Origin of the sequence: Pseudomonas fluorescens, assembly GCF_001307155.1 — a bacterium.
In the GTDB taxonomy this organism is placed as follows: Bacteria; Pseudomonadota; Gammaproteobacteria; order Pseudomonadales; family Pseudomonadaceae; genus Aquipseudomonas; species Aquipseudomonas helvetica.
Map to the genome: position 1 here is coordinate 4,193,667 of NZ_CP012830.1, position 18,101 is coordinate 4,211,767.

Consider the following 18,101-nt stretch of genomic DNA (forward strand, 5'->3'; position numbering starts at 1 on the left):
GTTATCAGCAATTAGTGCGTGACCTGTTCCCGAAGCTTGGCGGACAATCGCGCCTTTGCCGCACCAAGCGGAACGAATGATTGCGTTGCCGGGGATCAACCCGACAACGACCAGGAGACGAAATGACTGAGGAGCGCGTCGAGCATCTGCTCGCCGAGGTGCACGATGAATTCGGCATGATCCGGGTGCTGGAAGTGGCGGATTACCGTTTTCTCGAATTTGGTGATGCCATCGAGCAGAGCTGCGTGTTCACTGCCGATCCGAGCTGGCTCGAGTACGACTACACCCGCGCGATGCTGATTGGTGCGCTGTGCCATGAGCAGCCGGAAAGCGCGCTGTTTCTCGGCCTGGGGGCGGGCACCCTGACTCAGGCGTGCCTGAAGTTCCTGCCGCTGGAAGACGTCGAAGCGATCGAGTTGCGCCCAGACGTACCGCGCCTGGCCATCGAGTACCTGGGGCTGGACGACGATCCTCGTCTGTATATCCGCATCGGCGACGCCCTTGAGTTGCTCGAGACCGCTGAGTCGGCGGATCTGATTTTCGTCGACCTTTATACCGATGTCGGGCCGGGTGTCGGCCATTTGGCCTGGGGCTTTCTGGAAAACTGTCAGAAACGCCTGAACCCGGGCGGCTGGCTGGTGATCAATCAATGGGCGACCGATGACGGCAAGCCACTGGGTGCGGCATTACTACGTGGGCTCTATCACCGGCATTATTGGGAGCTGCCGGTGAAGGAGGGCAACGTGATCCTGATCGTGCCAGCCGACCTTGACCAGGAACTGGACATGCAAGGATTGACCGCCCGCGCCGAAGCGCTGGCGCCGCGGTTGGGGTATTCGCTGCAATCGCTGATCAAGGCGATTCGCCCGGCGACGTGAATTCTGGCGAGCCACTGTGGCGAGGGAGCTTGCTCCCGTTGGGGCGCGAAGCGACCCCAGAACCGGCAAGCGCCGTCTTTCTGATCCACCGCGATTGCTGCTTCACGACTGCTGCGCAGCCGAACGGGAGCAAGCTCCCTCGCCACAAAGGCAATGTCAGCAGCCTTTGAATACGCCCGGGCGTTTCTCGATCAACGATCGCACGCCTTCCTTGGCGTCTTCACTGTTGAGCAACTTCTTGACCAGCGCTGGCAAAGCCAATGCCGCCGCTGTTTCGCCCTCCAGATGGGCCTGGCGCGCGGACTGCAAGGTCGCCTGAACCCCCAGCGGCGCCTGCCTGGCAATGCGTTCTGCCAGCTCGATCGCACGCGGTAACAGGTCTTCGCTGGCCATCACCTCCTGCACCAGTCCCAGACGCAGCGCTTCGTGGGCATCGAACTCATCGCCGGTCAGCAGCCAGCGCATGGCATTGCCCCAGCCGGCTACCTGATGCAGGCGCAAGGTTGCCCCGCCAAAGGGGAAGATGCCGCGCTGCACTTCCATTTGCGCAAAACGGGTGTTGCTGGCGCAGAGGTTGATATCGGCGGCCAGCATCAGTTCGATGCCAATGGTCAGGCAATAACCCTGGGCCGCAACAATCACCGGTTTGCTGACCCTGGGGCCAACGAACACCCCCCACGGATCGCAACCGCCGGCCGGGACTTGCCAGCCTTCGGCCAGTGCCGCGCTGACACTCGCCAGGTCCAGCCCGGCGGTAAAGTGCTCGCCATGACAGAACACCACCGCAACGCGGGCCTCGCTGTCGGCTTCGAACTCGCCATAGGCCAGGCTCAGTGCGTTGAGCAGATCGAGGTCAAATGCATTGCGCTTGGCCACCCGGTCCAGCCCGATCAACAGGACATGACCGCGTCGTTCACGGCTGACACGACTGCAATCTGCTTGATTCATGGGGTCTATCCTCGGGCGGGGAAGGGGGGGCGCGGACCAAAGGTCATAGCCTGAAAGATGAACCGTTTAAGTGTCACGACCAACAGGGCCGGGCCTTTGAAAAATAGACCGTTGCACGATTATCCGCAAAGCCTGTGACACAACGGTGTATGCGGGTTTTTTCCGACAAATAAAGCTCCCTTTTTTGGCGAATTCCGGTATAGTGCGCGCCGGTCTTTAGCCAGGCCGCGTTTAGGTAGCGCAATTCCCCGAAGTCAGCTTCGGCTGCACGTCCGCACAGCGGACTCTTCCTTGACGAATCTTTTTCATTCATTCGTTTTCGCAAATCCCCGCCGACAAAGCAGCCAGGGCGACTCTTGAGTCTTACACGGCATGCGCAGCTTTGGAGCATGGGTCTTTGCGGATGCACTTAGAGGCAGACCCATGACCCAGGAAACCGGCGGCTTCGCCGCTTTTAACCTTAATCCGAATATTCTTGCAGCCGTCATCGCGACTGGCTACGAAGAGCCTTCGGCTATTCAGCAGCAATCGATCCCGATCATCATGGCCGGTCACGACATGATTGGTCAGGCGCAAACCGGTACGGGTAAAACCGCTGCGTTCGCCCTGCCGATCCTGCACCGCATCGATCCTGCTAAGCGCGAACCGCAAGCCCTGATCCTGGCGCCAACCCGTGAGTTGGCGCTGCAAGTAGCAACCGCTTTCGAAACCTACGCCAAGCAAATGCCGGGCGTTACCGTTGTGGCCGTTTACGGCGGCGCGCCTATGGGCCCGCAACTGAAAGCAATCCGTAATGGCGCACAGATCGTTGTCGCCACTCCGGGCCGTCTGTGCGACCACCTGCGTCGTGACGAAAAAGTATTGGCGACCGTGAACCACCTGGTTCTCGACGAAGCTGACGAAATGCTCAAGCTGGGCTTCATGGACGACCTGGAAGTTATCTTCAAGGCCTTGCCGGCAACCCGTCAGACCGTATTGTTCTCGGCTACCCTGCCGCAGTCGATCCGTGCCATCGCCGAGCGTCATCTGCGTGATCCGCAGCACGTGAAGATCCAGACCAAGACTCAGACCGTTACCGCGATCGAACAGGCTCACCTGTTGGTTCACGCTGACCAGAAGACCTCGGCTGTATTGAGCCTGCTGGAAGTGGAAGACTTCGACGCGCTGATCATGTTCGTGCGTACCAAGCAAGCGACCCTGGACCTGGCCAGTGCCCTGGAAGCCAAAGGCTACAAGGCCGCTGCGCTGAACGGTGACATTGCTCAGAACCAGCGTGAGCGCGTGATCGAGTCCCTCAAGGATGGCCGTCTGGACATCGTTGTGGCGACCGACGTTGCTGCTCGTGGTCTGGACGTTCCACGTATCACTCACGTTTTCAACGTTGATATGCCGTACGATCCAGAGTCCTACGTTCACCGTATCGGCCGTACTGGCCGTGCCGGTCGCGAAGGTCGTGCATTGCTGCTGGTGACTCCGCGTGAGCGCCGCATGCTGCAAGTGATCGAGCGTGTAACCGGTCAAAAGGTAGCTGAAGTTCGCCTGCCAGACGCTCAAGCCGTTCTCGATGCACGCATCAAGAAACTGACCAACAGCCTGTCGCCGCTGGTGGCCGATGCCGAATCGACTCACGGTGATCTGCTGGATCGCCTGACTGCCGACATCGGTTGCACCCCGCGTGCACTGGCTGCTGCTCTGCTGCGCAAGGCTACCAACGCTCAGGCGCTGACCCTGGCTGCCATCGAGAAAGAACGTCCACTGGTGCCGAACAATGCACCGCGTGGCGATCGTCCAGAGCGTACCGGTGATCGTCCTGACCGTGGTGACCGCGAGCGTCGTGCTCCGATCCCATTGGCCGAAGGCCGTGCTCGTTGCCGTACCGCGCTGGGTGCGCGTGATGGTATCGCTGCCAAGAACCTGCTGGGCGCCATCCTCAACGAAGGTGGTCTGGCTCGTGAAGCAATCGGTCGTATCCAGGTGCGTGACAGCTTCAGCCTGGTCGAGTTGCCGGAAGATGGTCTGGAGCGTCTGCTGACCAAACTGAAGGACACTCGCGTTGCCGGTAAGCAGCTGAAACTGCGTCGCTATCGCGAAGATTGATCCGCTTTCGGGCTGATTGATCGCAGATAAAAAATCCCCGACTGGTTCGGGGATTTTTTTTGCCTGCAGTTTTGTGTCTGGCCTTTGTTGATCGTTCCCACGCTGCGCGGGAACGAGCGGCAGGATTCAGCCGAAACGATAGATGTCCATCCCCAGCGCACCCATGGTGAACCCCTGGTGGGCGATGCTGAAATCGCCACCGGCGCCGCGGGCGAAGTACAGCGGCAGCAAGTGTTCGTCGCTGGGATGGCTGCGCACGGCATTCGGGGCTTGCCGACGATAGTCGTGCAGGGCGGCTTCATCGTTTGCGGCGAGGTTTTCAATCATCCAGTCGCGAAAGGCCTTGGCCCAGGGCTCGACGCTTTCCGGGCCGGCATGCCAGTCCAGTTCGCGCAGGTTGTGGGTGATGCTGCCGGAACCAATCAACAGCACGCCTTGCTCGCGCAGACTGGACAATGCGCGACCGACGCGGGTTTGCAGGGCAGGGCCGAGATGGCTTGGCAGTGACACTTGTACCACCGGAATGTCGGCCCGCGGATACATCAGAGACAGTGGCACCCAAACACCATGATCGAACGGACGCTGGTTATCGAGCTGTGCCGGCAAGCCATCAGCCTTGAGTAATTCGGCGACCTGCGCCGCGAGTTCCGGCTGGCCGGGTGCCGGGTATTGCACCGCGAACAGCGCGGCGGGGAATCCTCCGAAGTCGTGCCAGGTTTCCGGTTGCTCAGCGCTGCCGACGCGCAGGTCCTGGCTTTCCCAGTGTGCGGAAACGATCACGATGGCCTTGGGTTTCGGCAGTTCGCTGGCCAGGTGGGCCAGCGCCGGGCCACTGGCGCCGGGCTCCAGTGCAAGCATGGGTGAACCGTGAGAGATAAACAGGCTGGGGAACATGAATAAGGTCCTGAGCGTTAAGATGAGAGCATCTTCAGTCAGATCATTGATCTAAATCTAATATAAGTTTTAGGGCATATAGATCGAAATATCAGGGGGATTTATGCAGCCAGAGTTTTGGCAAAAGCGTTGGGAGCTCAATCAGATCGGTTTCCATCAGTCAGAGGTTAATCCTTATTTGCAGCAATACTGGCCGCAATTGAATCTGGCAAAGGGCTCGCAGGTGTTAGTGCCGCTCTGTGGGAAAAGTCTCGATCTCGTGTGGCTGGCAGGGCAGGGACATCGGGTGCTGGGTGTCGAGTTATCGGAAAAAGCCGTTGAGGAGTTTTTTCGTGAGCAGCAACTGACACCGCAGATCACCGAGCAAGGTGCGTTCAAGGTCTACCAGGCGGGTCCCCTGGCATTGTGGTGCGGGGATTTTTTCGGCCTGACCGCAGACGATGTGGCCGATTGTGCGGCTGTCTATGATCGGGCGGCGCTGATTGCCTTGCCACCGCTCATGCGCGAGCAATACGCCGCGCACCTGAGCCGGATTTTACCGTCAGCTTGTGAAGGCTTGTTGATTACGATGGACTACGATCAGGCGCAGATGGACGGGCCGCCCTTTGCCGTGACGGATGAAAACGCGCAGACATTGCTGGGTGGTCGCTGGCAGCTTGATTTCTGTGAGGTGCGGGACATTCTGGGGGAGAGCTGGAAGTTCCTCCAGGCGGGCGTTACGCGCCTTGAAGAGCGGGTATATAAATTGATGGCTCGCTAAACAGCAAAAGATCGGCATAAAAAAGGGGCGATCAAATCGCCCCTTTCGTATCACCGCAGAACCTCTCAGCCCCGACGACGCAAGGCGTCGATACGCTCTTCCAGTGGCGGGTGGCTCATGAACATGCGAGCGAACCCTTGCTTGATGCCACCGTTGATGCCGAAGGCATTCAAGGTGTCCGGCATGTGCACCGGCAGGCCTTGTTCCGAGCGCAGGCGCTGCAGGGCGCCGATCATGGCGCTGGTGCCGGCCAATTGGGCGCCGGCTGCGTCTGCACGGAATTCGCGTTTGCGCGAGAACCACATGACGATTGCGCTGGCCAGGATACCCAGTACCAGTTCGGCGAAGATGGTCGCGACATAGTAGGCGATGCCTTGGCCTTCTTCGTTTTTGAAGATCACCTTGTCGACGAAATTACCGATGATCCGTGCGAAGAACATCACGAAGGTGTTCACCACGCCCTGAATCAGCGCCAGCGTTACCATGTCGCCATTGGCCACGTGACCGATTTCATGGGCCAGGACGGCTTTCACTTCATCGGGCGAGAAACGCTCGAGCAAGCCCTGGCTGACCGCGACCAGCGCGTCGTTCTTGTTCCAGCCGGTGGCGAAGGCGTTGGCCTCGTAGGCCGGGAAAATCCCGACTTCAGGCATTTTGATTCCGGCTTCACGAGACAGCTGCTCGACGGTTTGCAGCAGCCATTGTTCATGGCGAGTGCGCGGCTGGCTGATGATTTGGGTGCTGGTGCTCATCTTCGCCATCCACTTGGAGATGAACAGCGAGAACAACGAGCCGGCGAAACCAAAGACCGCACAGAAAATCAGCAGCTGATTGAGGTTGAGATCAACCCCGTTGGCCGCCATGAACCCGTTGAAGCCGAAAAGGCTCAGGGTGATGCTGGCAATCAGCACGACCGCCAGGTTAGTGGCCAAAAACAGCAGGATGCGCATCATGGTTGTAGAAATCTCCTCGTGCTAAATATGTAGCGTACTGCGGGGTATATAAGGTGCCGCACCAGGCTATTCAACCGGGTGACTATTTCAAACTGTGTCCTACAGCTGGATTCTAGATGCTTGCAGGGCATTTCTGACGTCACCTGAATAGATATTTGGCTGGATTTTGCTTTCACAAGTCCCGCCTCTGCTGGGCGTAACCGGCAGCCGCGTAAATCCGCCTGCACTCAAGGCGCTGTCGCAGTCGAAGAATGGAGATATGTTGCTGAATTAATCGCCGAGGGCCTTTTTGAGGCCCTCGGCGTTATCGCGCTTACTGGCGATAGGACTTGAGGAAGTTGCCGATCCGACCGATAGCCATGTCCAGGTCGTCCACCCGTGGCAGGGTCACGACGCGGAAGTGGTCCGGCCATGGCCAGTTGAAGGCTGTGCCCTGGACCACCAGCAGTTTTTCCGAAAGCAGCAAGTCGAGAACGAATTTTTCATCGTTGTGGATCGGGCAGACTTTTGGGTCGATCCGCGGGAACGCGTAGAGCGCGCCCATCGGTTTGACGCAACTGACGCCCGGGATGTCGTTGAGCAGTTCCCAGGTGCGGTTACGCTGTTCCAGCAGGCGACCTTGCGGCAGCACCAGATCATTGATGCTCTGATAACCACCCAATGCGGTCTGGATTGCATGCTGGCTTGGCACGTTGGCGCACAGGCGCATGTTGGCCAGCATGTCGATGCCTTCGATGTAGCTTTGAGCGTGATGCTTGGGACCGGAAATGGCGATCCAGCCGGAGCGGAAACCGGCAACCCGATAGGACTTGGACAGACCGTTGAAGGTCAGGCACAGCAGGTCCGGCGCCAGGGACGCGGTGCAGATGTGCACGGCATCGTCGTAGAGAATCTTGTCGTAGATCTCGTCGGAGAACACTACCAGGTTGTGCTGGCGAGCCAGTTCCAGCATGCCCAGCAGGACTTCCTTGGAGTACACCGCACCGGTCGGGTTGTTCGGGTTGATGATGACCAACGCCTTGGTGTTCGGGGTGATCTTGGCCTTGATGTCGGCCAGGTCCGGCCACCAGTTGGCTTGCTCGTCACACAGGTAGTGCACCGGATTGCCACCCGCCAGGCTGACCGCCGCGGTCCACAGCGGGTAGTCGGGAGCCGGGACCAGTACTTCGTCACCGTTGTTGAGCAGCGCCTGCATCGACATCACGATCAGTTCGGAAACGCCGTTGCCCAGGTAGATGTCTTCGATGCCGACACCTTCTACCTGTTTCTGCTGGTAATACTGCATGACGGCCTTGCGCGCGCTGAACAGGCCTTTGGAGTCGCTGTAGCCCTGGGCGGTCGGCAGATTACGGATCACGTCCTGGAGGATTTCATCGGGCGCTTCGAAACCAAAAGGCGCCGGGTTGCCAATGTTCAGCTTGAGGATGCGATGGCCTTCCTCTTCCAGGCGTTTGGCGTGCTTGAGCACTGGGCCGCGAATGTCGTAGCAGACGTTGGCGAGCTTGTTCGATTTGCTGACCTGCATGGCGATGTGTTCCCGAAAATGAACGATCCAGACGCTGTATGAACTACCGTACTGGGAATCCTGCGTTTTCACACACGCCTGGCGCCTGGGGTCACCGCACCAAAATCCGTTTGAATGCGGGTAACGCGGCTGCCAGACTGGCGATTAACGAGGCGCAATCATACGTGCCGCCTGATCCGTGGAAAAGGTACAGATCAGGCTTTTTCAGATGCAGAGGTATGACAATGGAAAAGTTGGAAAAAACCCTGGAAGAATGGCGCGCGATGCTCGACCCGGAGCAGTACAACGTTTGTCGTCTGAAGGGCACCGAACGGCCGTTCTCGGGCAAGTACAACGGCACCAAGACCGATGGTGTCTATCACTGCATCTGTTGCAACGAACCGCTGTTCGACTCAAAAGCCAAGTTCGATTCAGGCTGTGGCTGGCCGAGCTTCTATGAGCCGATCGGCGAGAGCGCCATGGTCGAGATTCGTGATATCAGCCACGGCATGATTCGTACCGAAGTGGTCTGCGCCAAGTGCGACGCGCACCTGGGGCATGTATTCCCGGATGGCCCGCCACCGACTGGCTTGCGTTATTGCATCAACTCGGTGTGCCTGGACCTGGTGCCGCGCGAATAATGTGAGTCCTGACCTGCGGCAGCTGCTTGTCGGCAGGTTATTGATTTATTAAATTGCACACAATTTAATTGCTCGCTATGTTTAATCCTTCCCCATCTTCCACCGGAGCATGCGCGATGACCGACACTCTGCTGAGTATTCCCTGCACCACCATCAACGGTGAGCAAAAGACCCTGGCCGATTACGCCGGCAAAGCGGTATTGGTGGTCAACACCGCCAGTAAATGCGGCTTTACCCCGCAGTACAAAGGACTGGAAGAACTGTGGCGGACCTACAAGGATCGAGGCCTGGTGGTGCTCGGTTTTCCGTGCAACCAGTTCGGTAAACAGGAACCGGGCAATGAAGGGGAGATTTCCGAGTTCTGCGAATTGAACTTCGGTGTGAGTTTTCCACTGTTCAAGAAAATCGACGTCAATGGTAGCGACGCCCACCCGCTGTTTGTTCAGTTGAAAAAACGTGCGCCGGGTGTACTGGGCTCCCAGGGCATCAAGTGGAATTTCACCAAGTTCCTGATTGGCCAGGATGGCAAGTTGGTCAAGCGTTTTGCACCGGCGACCAAGCCGCAGGACCTGACCCGCGAGATTGAAGCCCTGCTCAAATGAACGATGTGTCAGCCGATTCGCTGCTGCTCGACAGTCAGCTCTGCTTCAAACTGTACGCCGCGTCCCGAGCGGTGATCCGCGGTTATAAGCCGATGCTCGATCAACTGGGTCTGACGTATCCGCAATATCTGGTGATGCTGGTGCTATGGGAGTGGCAGCAGAGTGCACCCGGGCAGCCAACAGTCAAAGCCCTTGGCGAGCGATTGTCGCTGGATTCCGGGACGCTCACGCCGTTGCTCAAGCGTCTTGAGCAGTTACACCTGGTCCAGCGTCAACGCTCGGCGCGCGATGAGCGAGAAGTGCACTTGAGTCTGTCGCCGGCAGGGGTTGCCTTGCGCGAACAGGTCGGGCCTCTCAAGGCACGCCTGTTGTGCGACAGCGGTGTCGACCTTGAGCGCTTGGACGAATTGCGTGACGGCCTTGATCAACTGCTGGGGCAAATCAGGGCGCTACCGTAGCCGGCACCCACTGCTCAAGCAGGGCGGCCAGTTCCTCGCGACGGAACGGTTTCGCCAGATAATCGCTCATGCCTGCCGCGCGGCAGCGTTCGCGCTCCTCGGGCATGGCGTTGGCGGTCAGGGCAACGATCGGTAGATCCGGCCAGCGCCCACTCTGACGGATCTGCCGGCTGGCCTCGTAGCCGTCCATCACCGGCATGTTGCAGTCCATCAGCACCATATCAAACTGTTTGAGCTCCAGCTGGTCGAGCGCTTCGGCGCCGTGGGAGGCGACAACCACCTTGCAACCCAACTTGCTGAGCATGCCTTTGGCTACGAGCTGATTGACCGGGTTGTCTTCCACCAGCAGGATTCTCGCCCGCCGCTGGGGCATGAGGCTTGGCTCTTGAGTATCGGACACGAGAGCGACTTCGTCGGCCTGCAAAGTGCGTCGTAGTGTCTGGTAGAGTGCGTTGCGGGCCAGTGGGCGGGCTTGTTGTTGCAGAGGGGCGAGGGCAGCCGCTTCTTCGCTGGGCATGAAACTGCCATAGGCGGTCACCAGCAAAATCGGTGCGGTCATGCCCGGACGTAATCCGAACAGACATTCCGGGCAGTCGGTGATCAGCACATCGGGCGATAAGCCGATCATTGAGTCGTCGATGGTGCGCTGCTGGTATTCCAGCCCCCAACCGGGCAACAGATTGCCTAACAGTTCGGCCAGACCGCTGCTGGCGGCGGTGATCGCCAATACCTTGCCTTGCAGGGACGCGGGAACGATTGCCGGCGTGTGGGTGGGCAACGGCAGATCAGCGCAGAACTGGCTGCCGAAACCAGGCTCCGAGCTGATGCCGAGCCGGCCCTGCATGGCTTCGCACAGGTTAAAGGTCAGGGCCAGCCCCAGCCCGGTACCACCGAACTGACGAGAGATGCCGGCACCTGCTTGGGTAAACGGCTGGAAGATTTTGACCTGATCATCCTGCGCGATGCCGATACCGGTGTCGCAGACTTCGATTCTGACACCGTCTTCGTGGGTGCTCAGGCGCACGTCCACCCGTCCAAAACGGGTAAATTTAAGGGCGTTGGAGAGCAGGTTGCTGACAATCTGCCGAACCCGCATCGGGTCGCCGAGTACCAGCGACGGGAACTGCGGATCAATCAGGCACGTCAGTTCGACGCTGGGCGCGGCGTTCTGTGACAGCAGGTTGGCGGTGTCTTCGATCAGTGAGCCGAGGTCGAATGGAATGCGCTCCAGCTCAAGCTGACCGGCGTCGAACTTCGACAGGTCAAGAATATCGTTGAGCAATTCCACCAGCACTTTGCCGGAGTCGTGGGCAATCGACAGTTGCTGGCGTTGTTCGGCATTCAGCGGGCTGTCCAGCGAGAGTGCGATCATCCCCAGCAAACCATTGAGCGGCGTACGGATTTCATGGCTCATGTTGGCCAGAAACACAGAGCGTGCCTGGGCCATGTCCAGGGCGGTCTGGCGCGCGATTTCCAATTCTGCGTTCGATACCGTCAATCGGCTATTGATCGCTTTCAGTTCACCGGTACGCGCCGAGACAATATTTTCCAGTTGTCCCAGGTAGTCGGTCAGGCGGTTTTCGGCGTTGCGGCGCTGCTGGATTTCAGTGGTCATGCTTTCGAATTGCTGGTTGGCCACCGTGACCAGAACGCCGATCTCATCGTTTTCGTGCGCTGCCGGACACTCCAGCGGTGGCTGTTCTGAACTGCTCGGGTCACGTGCGCTCAGTTCGCGAATCACCCGCACCAGCGGTTTGGTGAGCATCACGTAGAACAGCGCCAGCAAAATCCCGGTCAGTATCAGGCTGCGGACAAAACCGTTGATCAGAGTGACTTCGGCCCGGCGCAGAAAGCGGCTGCCAAACGTGTAGGTATCGATATCCAGTTGCAAGGTGCCGAGGGACTCATCGGGCAGGTGGTCGAGGAACAGGCGGTCCTTGAACTGTCGATTGGCGCCGAACAGAAAGTCGCTGATCACCCGATAGTTGCCGTTTTGCGTGTCCGGGCGTTTGACGCTGACGAGGATCGTATTGTTGTTATCACTCAGTTGCGCACTGATCACTGCGGGCGAGCGCAGCAGGCCGAGGGTCAGTTCCTGAGCCAGTTCGGCATCGATGTTGTAGGCGATCCGCGAAGCCGGGTTATGGCTGATTTCCAGCAGCGAGTGTATTTCCCGGTTGATGGAGGCGTCTTCGCTGGCATAATCGATGCCTATTTGCACCAGACTGAGCAAGGTTCCCAGAATGAAACCGACCAGCACCGTAAGCCTGGCTTGCTTGTAAGACAGGCGGTTGGTGAACTTGATATCCATGGTGTGCTGAACCACTTTCGTTTCCCTTCTGGGCGAAGCATAGCCGATCATCAGTGTATTTCGGCATGACTGGCGGGTAAGCCATTATCGCGATAATCCCGGCATTACGCGCTGCGCTTGGTTTTCTGTCGCCCATCATTACTGTGAACGTGCCTGAGGAGAAGTCGTGGATTCCCGATTGAATGCATTTCTTGAACGCGCCGATGCGGTTCTGGCTCGTATTGAGCCGCTACTGCCCGCGCAACGCACGGCCATCGACTGGACGCAGTGCCTGGCAGCACGCTGGCAGCGCGAGGGTCGCAGCGGATTTCTGCTGCCGCTTGAGGTCAGCCTGGACATGCGTCTGTCCGACCTGATCGGGGTCGACAAGCAGTTGGAACAGTTGGGGCGAAACACCCGGCAGTTTCTCGACGGCATGCCTGCCAACCATGCGCTGCTCTGGGGTTCGCGCGGTACCGGTAAATCGTCGCTGGTGCGGGCCTTGCTGGCCGAGCACGCCAAGGGCGGTTTGCGTCTGATCGAGATCGAGCGCGATCACCTGGCGGACCTGCCACGCGTCGTCGAGCAAATCGCCAAGCTGCCACAGCGCTTTGTGCTGTTTTGCGATGATCTGTCGTTCGAGGCCGGCGAGGGCGATTACCGGGTGCTCAAAAGCGTGCTCGATGGCTCGCTGGAACAGGCACCGGATAACGTACTGCTGTATGCCACCTCCAACCGTCGCCACCTGGTTCCGGAAAAAGAAAGCGATAACGAAAACTGGAAAAGGGTCGACGGCGAGCTTCATCCCAACGAGGCGGTCGAAGACAAGATCGCGCTGTCGGATCGATTTGGCCTGTGGCTGTCGTTTTATCCTTTTACCCAGGAGCACTTCCTCAATGTGGTCGAGCATTGGGTGGGAGCATTGGCGGGCAAGGCCGGCCTTGAGTGGAAGCGTGATGAAGAACTCGAGATTCTTGCGGTTCGCTGGGCTACCGGACGCGGTAATCGCAACGGCCGTTGCGCGTATCAATTTGCCCGGTATTGGGTCGGACTGAAGTTGTTGGAGCACAAGGCATGATCGATTTGCAAAAGAGCGGCGCTGGACTTGAGGGCTACGGCCTGCTCTGCGCGCAGTTGGAGTCGCTGCTGGCGGATGAGCGCGACTTTATCGCCAACGCCGCGCAGTTTTCGGCGTTCTTGTTCAATCAGCTCGATGATCTGAATTGGGCCGGATTTTACCTCAATCGCAACGAGGAACTGGTGCTCGGACCGTTCCAGGGGCAGATCGCCTGTGTGCGCATTCCGTTCGGTCGTGGCGTTTGCGGCGCAGCGGCTGCAACCCTTCGCACTCAACGGGTTGAAGATGTGCATGCGTTCGCCGGGCATATTGCCTGCGACAGTGCCTCGAACAGTGAACTGGTGGTGCCGCTGGTCAAGGACGGTCGGTTGATTGGCGTGCTGGATCTGGACAGTCCTTTGCTGGCGCGTTTCTCCGTTGATGATCAGGCCGGCATTGAGCGGTTGGCGGAGATTTTCCTGCGTTTGACCGAGTGCTGATCAAACCCGCAGCCGCTACCGAAGGCGGCTGCTACGGGGTGCTTCAGGGGAGGTTTTACACGTTGGCGTGATGATGGATCTGTCGTTGTAGCGCCTGCTCCAACTCAAGCATGGCGTGCTCTATGCCTTTGCAGCGGGCCTCGAGCAGGTCCAGACAGAAGTTCTCATGACATACGCGCTCAAGCGCTTCGCAACCGTCGATAAGCCTTGAGGCCTGAACAATACGGGCCGCACCTTTGATTTTGTGCGCCATATCGATGAAGGCTTGCGGCCCGCTTGCAGGAGGCAGTGCGAGGAGTTCCTGGCGGTCGAGGCGATTGCTGTTGAACAGTTCGGCGAGCAAGCGCTGAACCAGTTGTGGATCGCCGCCGGTGAGTAACTGCAAGCCGTCCAGGTGAAAGGCTTGATCTTCAATGATCGGCTTGAGTGCTTCCAGTCGTTGGCCCAGCGTCGTCAGGCTGATGGGTTTGAACAGGCAATCGTTCATGCCAGCCTGTCGGCATCGGTGTTTTTCCTCCGGTTGAGCATTGGCGGTGAAGCCAAGCACCGTGCAGGGCGGGCGCTGCTCATCGCGCTCGGTCTGGCGGATGGCACGGGTGAGTTCGTAGCCATTCATCAGTGGCATATTGCAGTCTGCAATCACCAGGTCGAAATGGCCCTCTTTCCATGCCTGGAAACCTGCCTCACCGTTGTTGGCCGTGACGGATCGATGCCCCAGAAAACCAAGTTGCTGGCACATGAGCAATCGATTCGCGGGGTGGTCGTCGACCACCAGCACGTTCAGGGTGGCCGAGGCGTTCGCGATGACCGGTTGCGGGGTGTCCAGCACCACGGCGTCAGGCAGCGCGGCCATCGGCAATGAAATCCTTACCTGAGTGCCGACCCCGGGCGAACTGGTCAGTTGCACGCAACCGCCCATCATTTCGCATAGGTTGCGACTGATCACCAATCCCAATCCAGCGCCGCTTCTGGCCAAATGCCCGGTGTTATCGGCCTGAGTGAAAGGCTCGAACAAGCGTCGCTGATCGTCCTCGCTGATGCCAATTCCGGTGTCATTGACCCACAACTCCATCTGGAGACGGTCGGACTCCGACGCCGGTTGCAGATTGACCTTGATCCTCACCTGGCCGTGCTCGGTAAACTTGATGGCATTGCTGATCAGGTTCGACAGTATCTGTTTGAAACGCAGTGGGTCTATCAATACATCGGGCTGTTCAGCGCTGGTGGGGAACTCCAGCACCAGGCAGAGGTTTTTTTGCCGGGCCAATCCATCGAAGACCCGCACGACCGACTCAATCGTGTCGCCAAGGTTCACCCGCTCTGGCGCCAGGCTCAAATGGCCAGACTCGATTCGGGCAATATCGAGTATGTCGCCAATCAACTCCAGCATGTCCTTGGCCGAGCTATAGGCCACTTCGATGGCCGGCCGATCCAGGTGGCTCTGGTCGGTCCGTTTCAATGTCAGTTCGAGCATGCCGATCACCGCATTCATCGGTGTGCGAATTTCATGACTCATGGTGGCCAGGAAGGTGCTCTTGGCGCGATTGGCCTTGTCCGCCTGTTCCTTGGCTGACCTGAGCTCATCAAAAAGCTGCCGTCGTTCGCTGATGTCGATCCAGCCTCCGATGATCCCCTGGACCTCACCCGTCGAGTCTCGATAGGGAAGAATCCAGTGATAGATCGTCAGCCTTTTCCGGCCAATGTGCAGGGGGCGGTCGAGAATCAACGGGACACCTTCAGCCACCACTCGCTGGTAGTCGGCCAGGTATTCCCGGGCCTCGAACTCGTTGCTCATGGCACCCTGCATGAGGCTTTTGCCAATCACGTCCTCGCGTTTGGCACAAAAGGCTTCCAGATAGCTGTCGTTACAACTTTGCAGCAGTCCTTCACGGTCCCGTACGTAGATGGGGTGAGGCGTACCATTGACCAGCGTGCGCATGAATTCGAACTGGTCGTTGAGTGCGCGCTCTGCTTTCTGGCGTTGTTTGATCTGCCTGCGCATGTGGGCATTCCAGGCCAGCGAAATCAGCAACAAAAGACCGCTGCCAATGACCAGTTGATAAAACAGGCGATGGTAGTTGCGCCAGGCGCTATTGGCAGTGCCCGTGTAGCCGCGCCAGCGGCTGTTGATTATTCCCAGTTCGTCCGGCGCAATGCTGAGCAGGGCTTTGTCGAGGATGGAGTGCAGTTCTGTGGCATCGCGCGCGGTTGCCAGTGAAAACGCGGCTTGCTGCGTCCCGACAGTCGCGCTGATTTGCAATGCGTCCTCGAACACTTGCGATGAAATGAAGTAGTTGGCAATCACCAATGAGTTGACGGCGCCCTCGACCTGACCTTTGGCGAGTAACTCCACCGCGCTGAAACTGTCAGGTGTTTCAACCAACTGGATCGTCGGGTAGGCACGGTGCAGGTAGTCGAGGAGCGGATTGCCTTGAGTGATGGCAAGGCTCTTTCCATTCAATTGCTCAAGATTGATTGGGCTGGAGGTGCTCTTTCGGGTCAGTAGTACAAATGAATTTTCCAGGTAGGGACGGGTGAAGCTCAGTTGCGCCTCGCGCTCGGCGCTGGGAATCATCGCGGCGATCAGGTCGGCCTGGTTCCCTTTGACCTGGCTGATCATCTCGCTGTCACTTTGGCTGCGGTGAATCTCGAAGCGTAAACCGGTTCGAAGCCTGATCAGTTCGAGCAAGTCGGCGGTGATTCCCCGAAAGCTCTCGTCGGCGTCAAAGAATGTCAGCGGGGCGAAGGCATCGTTGACGACTACGCGAACAACGGGGTGCTGCGCAAGCCAGCGTTCCTCGCGGTTGGTCAGTTGCAGTTTGTGGTCGGTCAGAAGGATGTCGCTGCCCGCGCTCCAGCGCTTGGCAATGTTTTCCCGCTCGCTCGCAGGCACTTCCTTGAGTACCGCGTTGATGATTGCCAGCAGGTCTGGATTGTCCTTGTTGACTGCGAAGCTGAAGCCATAGGCCTCATGTTTACCGAAGTTGGCCATCCGTACATTTTTCAGATAGCCCTTGTTGATCATGAAATGGGTGGAAATGGTATCGCCCAGGAATACGTCTGCCTGGTCGAAGGCGACGGCATTGATCGCGTTCTGGTAGGACGGGTAGGAGGTGATGATGGCCTTGGGATATTGCGCCTTTACCTCCTCCAGCGGCAGATAGTGATAGACCATGCTCAATCGCATGTCGGCGAGACCTTCGGTCAATGATCGGTTTTCAGCGTTCCGGGTGACCAGAACCGGTTGATCTATGGCGTAGGGGGCAGACAGTACGATGCTGGAACGTCGTTCTTCAAAGCTATTGGCCGTTCCGAGCAGGTCGACGTCGCCATTTTCGAGTGCTTCGATGGCGGCCTCTCGGGAGAGGTAACGACGGACCTTGATCGGCAAGCCTAGGGATTGTGCAAGAACTCCTGCGTAATCAGCCGTGAAACCCTCATAGTCGTGACCGCTGATCGTTAAATCAAAAGGAGGGTAGTCAGGCGCGGAGGTCCCCAGGATCAGTTCGCGCTTGTTTTGCAGCCACAACCGTTGTGATTTATCCAGTTGGACGTCCATGTAACCTGCCGTTGAGCGGCTGAGCAGCGCGTAATTTCCGACTCCGCTGCCTGCTCCTGACACAGAGGTGCTCAGACATAAACCTGCACTCAAATACAATAAATAGTCCTTTAAACACCTGGGCATCCTGTCTCTCACACTAGCGCGTTACGTTTTGCCATCTCGATAAGTTCTACCAGGGATTTGGCCTTGAGTTTTTGCATGAGTCTTTTTTTGTAGGTGCTGACGGTCTTGTTGCTGAGGAACATGCCCTTGGCGATTTCCTTGTTGGTACGACCCTGGGCGAACAGTTGCAGGACCATCAGTTCGCGATCGTTGACGGACTTGAACAAGTCCAGTTCAGCGCAGAGCGCTTCATCCCCGCGAACCGGGTTCAAGGCCTGGCTGGGGAAGTAGTTGTAACCGGACAGCACGGCTTTGATGGCACTGAGCAGCTCGCTGAGATCTTCCTGCTTGCAGACATAACCGGAGGCCCCGGACTGCATGCAGCGGATGGCGAACAGTGTTGGGCTCTGGGCCGTCAACACCAGTGTTTTCAGCGGGGTGCTCATTGCATTGAAGCGGGAGAGAACTTCCAGTCCGTCGAGTTTGGGAATGCTGATGTCAAGAATGATCAGGTCGGGCATGCATTCGCGAACCATCTGCATCGCATCGACGCCGTTGTCGGCTTCACCGACTACTTTGTAACCTTCATGTTCCAGCAACATACGAACCGCAAGGCGAATGACGGGGTGATCGTCAACAATAAAAACCGAGTTCATAATCATGTCCCATACGTGCGCAAATAAAGCGAGCACCTTAGCTCAGATAAGTGCGTTGACGCATGAACTGACGAGGCTATAGGTGCAATATAGGACATGTCCTACATTAAAAGAGGCAGAGGACTACGAGTGAACTAGGTTTGTGAGGAGGAATAAGTATATTAACCGGGCATGTAGGCGCATTTATTCAGGGTCGATA

The 18,101-nt window shown here is 58.0% G+C and carries 15 protein-coding genes; 8 read left to right on the top strand and 7 right to left on the bottom strand.

Translation table 11 applies throughout. The features are described 5' to 3' along the window. Nucleotides 1–122: 122 nt before the first annotated feature. Entirely contained in the window at nucleotides 123–878 is a 756-nt protein-coding gene (locus tag AO353_RS19120; RefSeq protein WP_054596356.1) for a spermidine synthase, read from the top strand. 156 nt (nucleotides 879–1,034) lie between these two features. Here AO353_RS19120 and AO353_RS19125 read toward each other — a convergent pair whose 3' ends face one another. Then, nucleotides 1,035–1,826 (bottom strand): crotonase/enoyl-CoA hydratase family protein, encoded by a 792-nt coding sequence (locus tag AO353_RS19125; protein WP_054596357.1) that lies wholly within the window; start codon nucleotides 1,824–1,826, stop codon nucleotides 1,035–1,037. A 423-nt stretch (nucleotides 1,827–2,249) separates the two neighbouring features. On the opposite strand from AO353_RS19125, the gene AO353_RS19130 reads away from it, so the two are divergent. Beyond that, nucleotides 2,250–3,923, top strand: a complete 1,674-nt coding sequence (locus AO353_RS19130) for a DEAD/DEAH box helicase (protein ID WP_054596358.1) — start codon at nucleotides 2,250–2,252, stop codon at nucleotides 3,921–3,923. A 126-nt stretch (nucleotides 3,924–4,049) separates the two neighbouring features. Here the strand turns inward: AO353_RS19130 and AO353_RS19135 are convergent, their stop codons facing one another. Continuing rightward, complete coding sequence (locus AO353_RS19135) at nucleotides 4,050–4,817, bottom strand: DODA-type extradiol aromatic ring-opening family dioxygenase (protein WP_054596359.1); 768 nt, start codon at nucleotides 4,815–4,817, stop codon at nucleotides 4,050–4,052. A gap of 103 nt (nucleotides 4,818–4,920) precedes the next feature. Between AO353_RS19135 and AO353_RS19140 the strand changes: the two genes are divergently transcribed. Then, a complete protein-coding gene (locus tag AO353_RS19140) occupies nucleotides 4,921–5,577 on the top strand; it encodes a thiopurine S-methyltransferase (protein WP_054596360.1) in 657 nt (218 codons plus the stop codon). 65 nt (nucleotides 5,578–5,642) lie between these two features. Here the strand turns inward: AO353_RS19140 and htpX are convergent, their stop codons facing one another. Further along, nucleotides 5,643–6,530 (bottom strand): protease HtpX, encoded by an 888-nt coding sequence (htpX, locus tag AO353_RS19145; protein ID WP_054596361.1) that lies wholly within the window; start codon nucleotides 6,528–6,530, stop codon nucleotides 5,643–5,645. A 313-nt stretch (nucleotides 6,531–6,843) separates the two neighbouring features. Beyond that, nucleotides 6,844–8,055, bottom strand: a complete 1,212-nt coding sequence (locus AO353_RS19150; protein ID WP_054596362.1) for a pyridoxal phosphate-dependent aminotransferase — start codon at nucleotides 8,053–8,055, stop codon at nucleotides 6,844–6,846. A gap of 224 nt (nucleotides 8,056–8,279) precedes the next feature. On the opposite strand from AO353_RS19150, the gene msrB reads away from it, so the two are divergent. From msrB to AO353_RS19165, 3 genes are all read left to right on the top strand, one after another. Next, the gene (gene msrB / locus AO353_RS19155) at nucleotides 8,280–8,675 is read left to right on the top strand and encodes a peptide-methionine (R)-S-oxide reductase MsrB (protein ID WP_054596363.1); all 396 of its coding nucleotides are present in this window, start codon (nucleotides 8,280–8,282) and stop codon (nucleotides 8,673–8,675) included. A gap of 116 nt (nucleotides 8,676–8,791) precedes the next feature. Continuing rightward, nucleotides 8,792–9,277: a glutathione peroxidase gene (locus AO353_RS19160; protein WP_054596364.1), complete on the top strand. Its 486-nt coding sequence runs from the start codon at nucleotides 8,792–8,794 to the stop codon at nucleotides 9,275–9,277. Beyond that, the gene (locus AO353_RS19165; protein ID WP_054596365.1) at nucleotides 9,274–9,735 is read left to right on the top strand and encodes a MarR family winged helix-turn-helix transcriptional regulator; all 462 of its coding nucleotides are present in this window, start codon (nucleotides 9,274–9,276) and stop codon (nucleotides 9,733–9,735) included. The genes AO353_RS19160 and AO353_RS19165 overlap by 4 nt, the downstream gene beginning before the upstream one ends. Here AO353_RS19165 and AO353_RS19170 read toward each other — a convergent pair. Continuing rightward, nucleotides 9,719–12,046, bottom strand: coding sequence for a hybrid sensor histidine kinase/response regulator (locus AO353_RS19170; RefSeq protein WP_054598274.1), 2,328 nt, complete (start codon nucleotides 12,044–12,046; stop codon nucleotides 9,719–9,721). The genes AO353_RS19165 and AO353_RS19170 overlap by 17 nt on opposite strands. 166 nt (nucleotides 12,047–12,212) lie before the next feature. Here AO353_RS19170 and AO353_RS19175 point away from each other — a divergent pair, with 166 nt between their 5' ends. Beyond that, entirely contained in the window at nucleotides 12,213–13,103 is an 891-nt protein-coding gene (locus AO353_RS19175; RefSeq protein ID WP_054596366.1) for an ATP-binding protein, read from the top strand. Next, the gene (locus AO353_RS19180; protein ID WP_054596367.1) at nucleotides 13,100–13,582 is read left to right on the top strand and encodes a GAF domain-containing protein; all 483 of its coding nucleotides are present in this window, start codon (nucleotides 13,100–13,102) and stop codon (nucleotides 13,580–13,582) included. The genes AO353_RS19175 and AO353_RS19180 overlap by 4 nt, the downstream gene beginning before the upstream one ends. Nucleotides 13,583–13,637: 55 nt before the next feature. Here the strand turns inward: AO353_RS19180 and AO353_RS19185 are convergent, their stop codons facing one another. Further along, the gene (locus AO353_RS19185; RefSeq protein ID WP_054596368.1) at nucleotides 13,638–17,267 is read right to left on the bottom strand and encodes a transporter substrate-binding domain-containing protein; all 3,630 of its coding nucleotides are present in this window, start codon (nucleotides 17,265–17,267) and stop codon (nucleotides 13,638–13,640) included. A gap of 8 nt (nucleotides 17,268–17,275) precedes the next feature. Further along, the gene (locus AO353_RS19190; protein WP_019692902.1) at nucleotides 17,276–17,902 is read right to left on the bottom strand and encodes a response regulator transcription factor; all 627 of its coding nucleotides are present in this window, start codon (nucleotides 17,900–17,902) and stop codon (nucleotides 17,276–17,278) included. Nucleotides 17,903–18,101 lie beyond the last annotated feature (199 nt).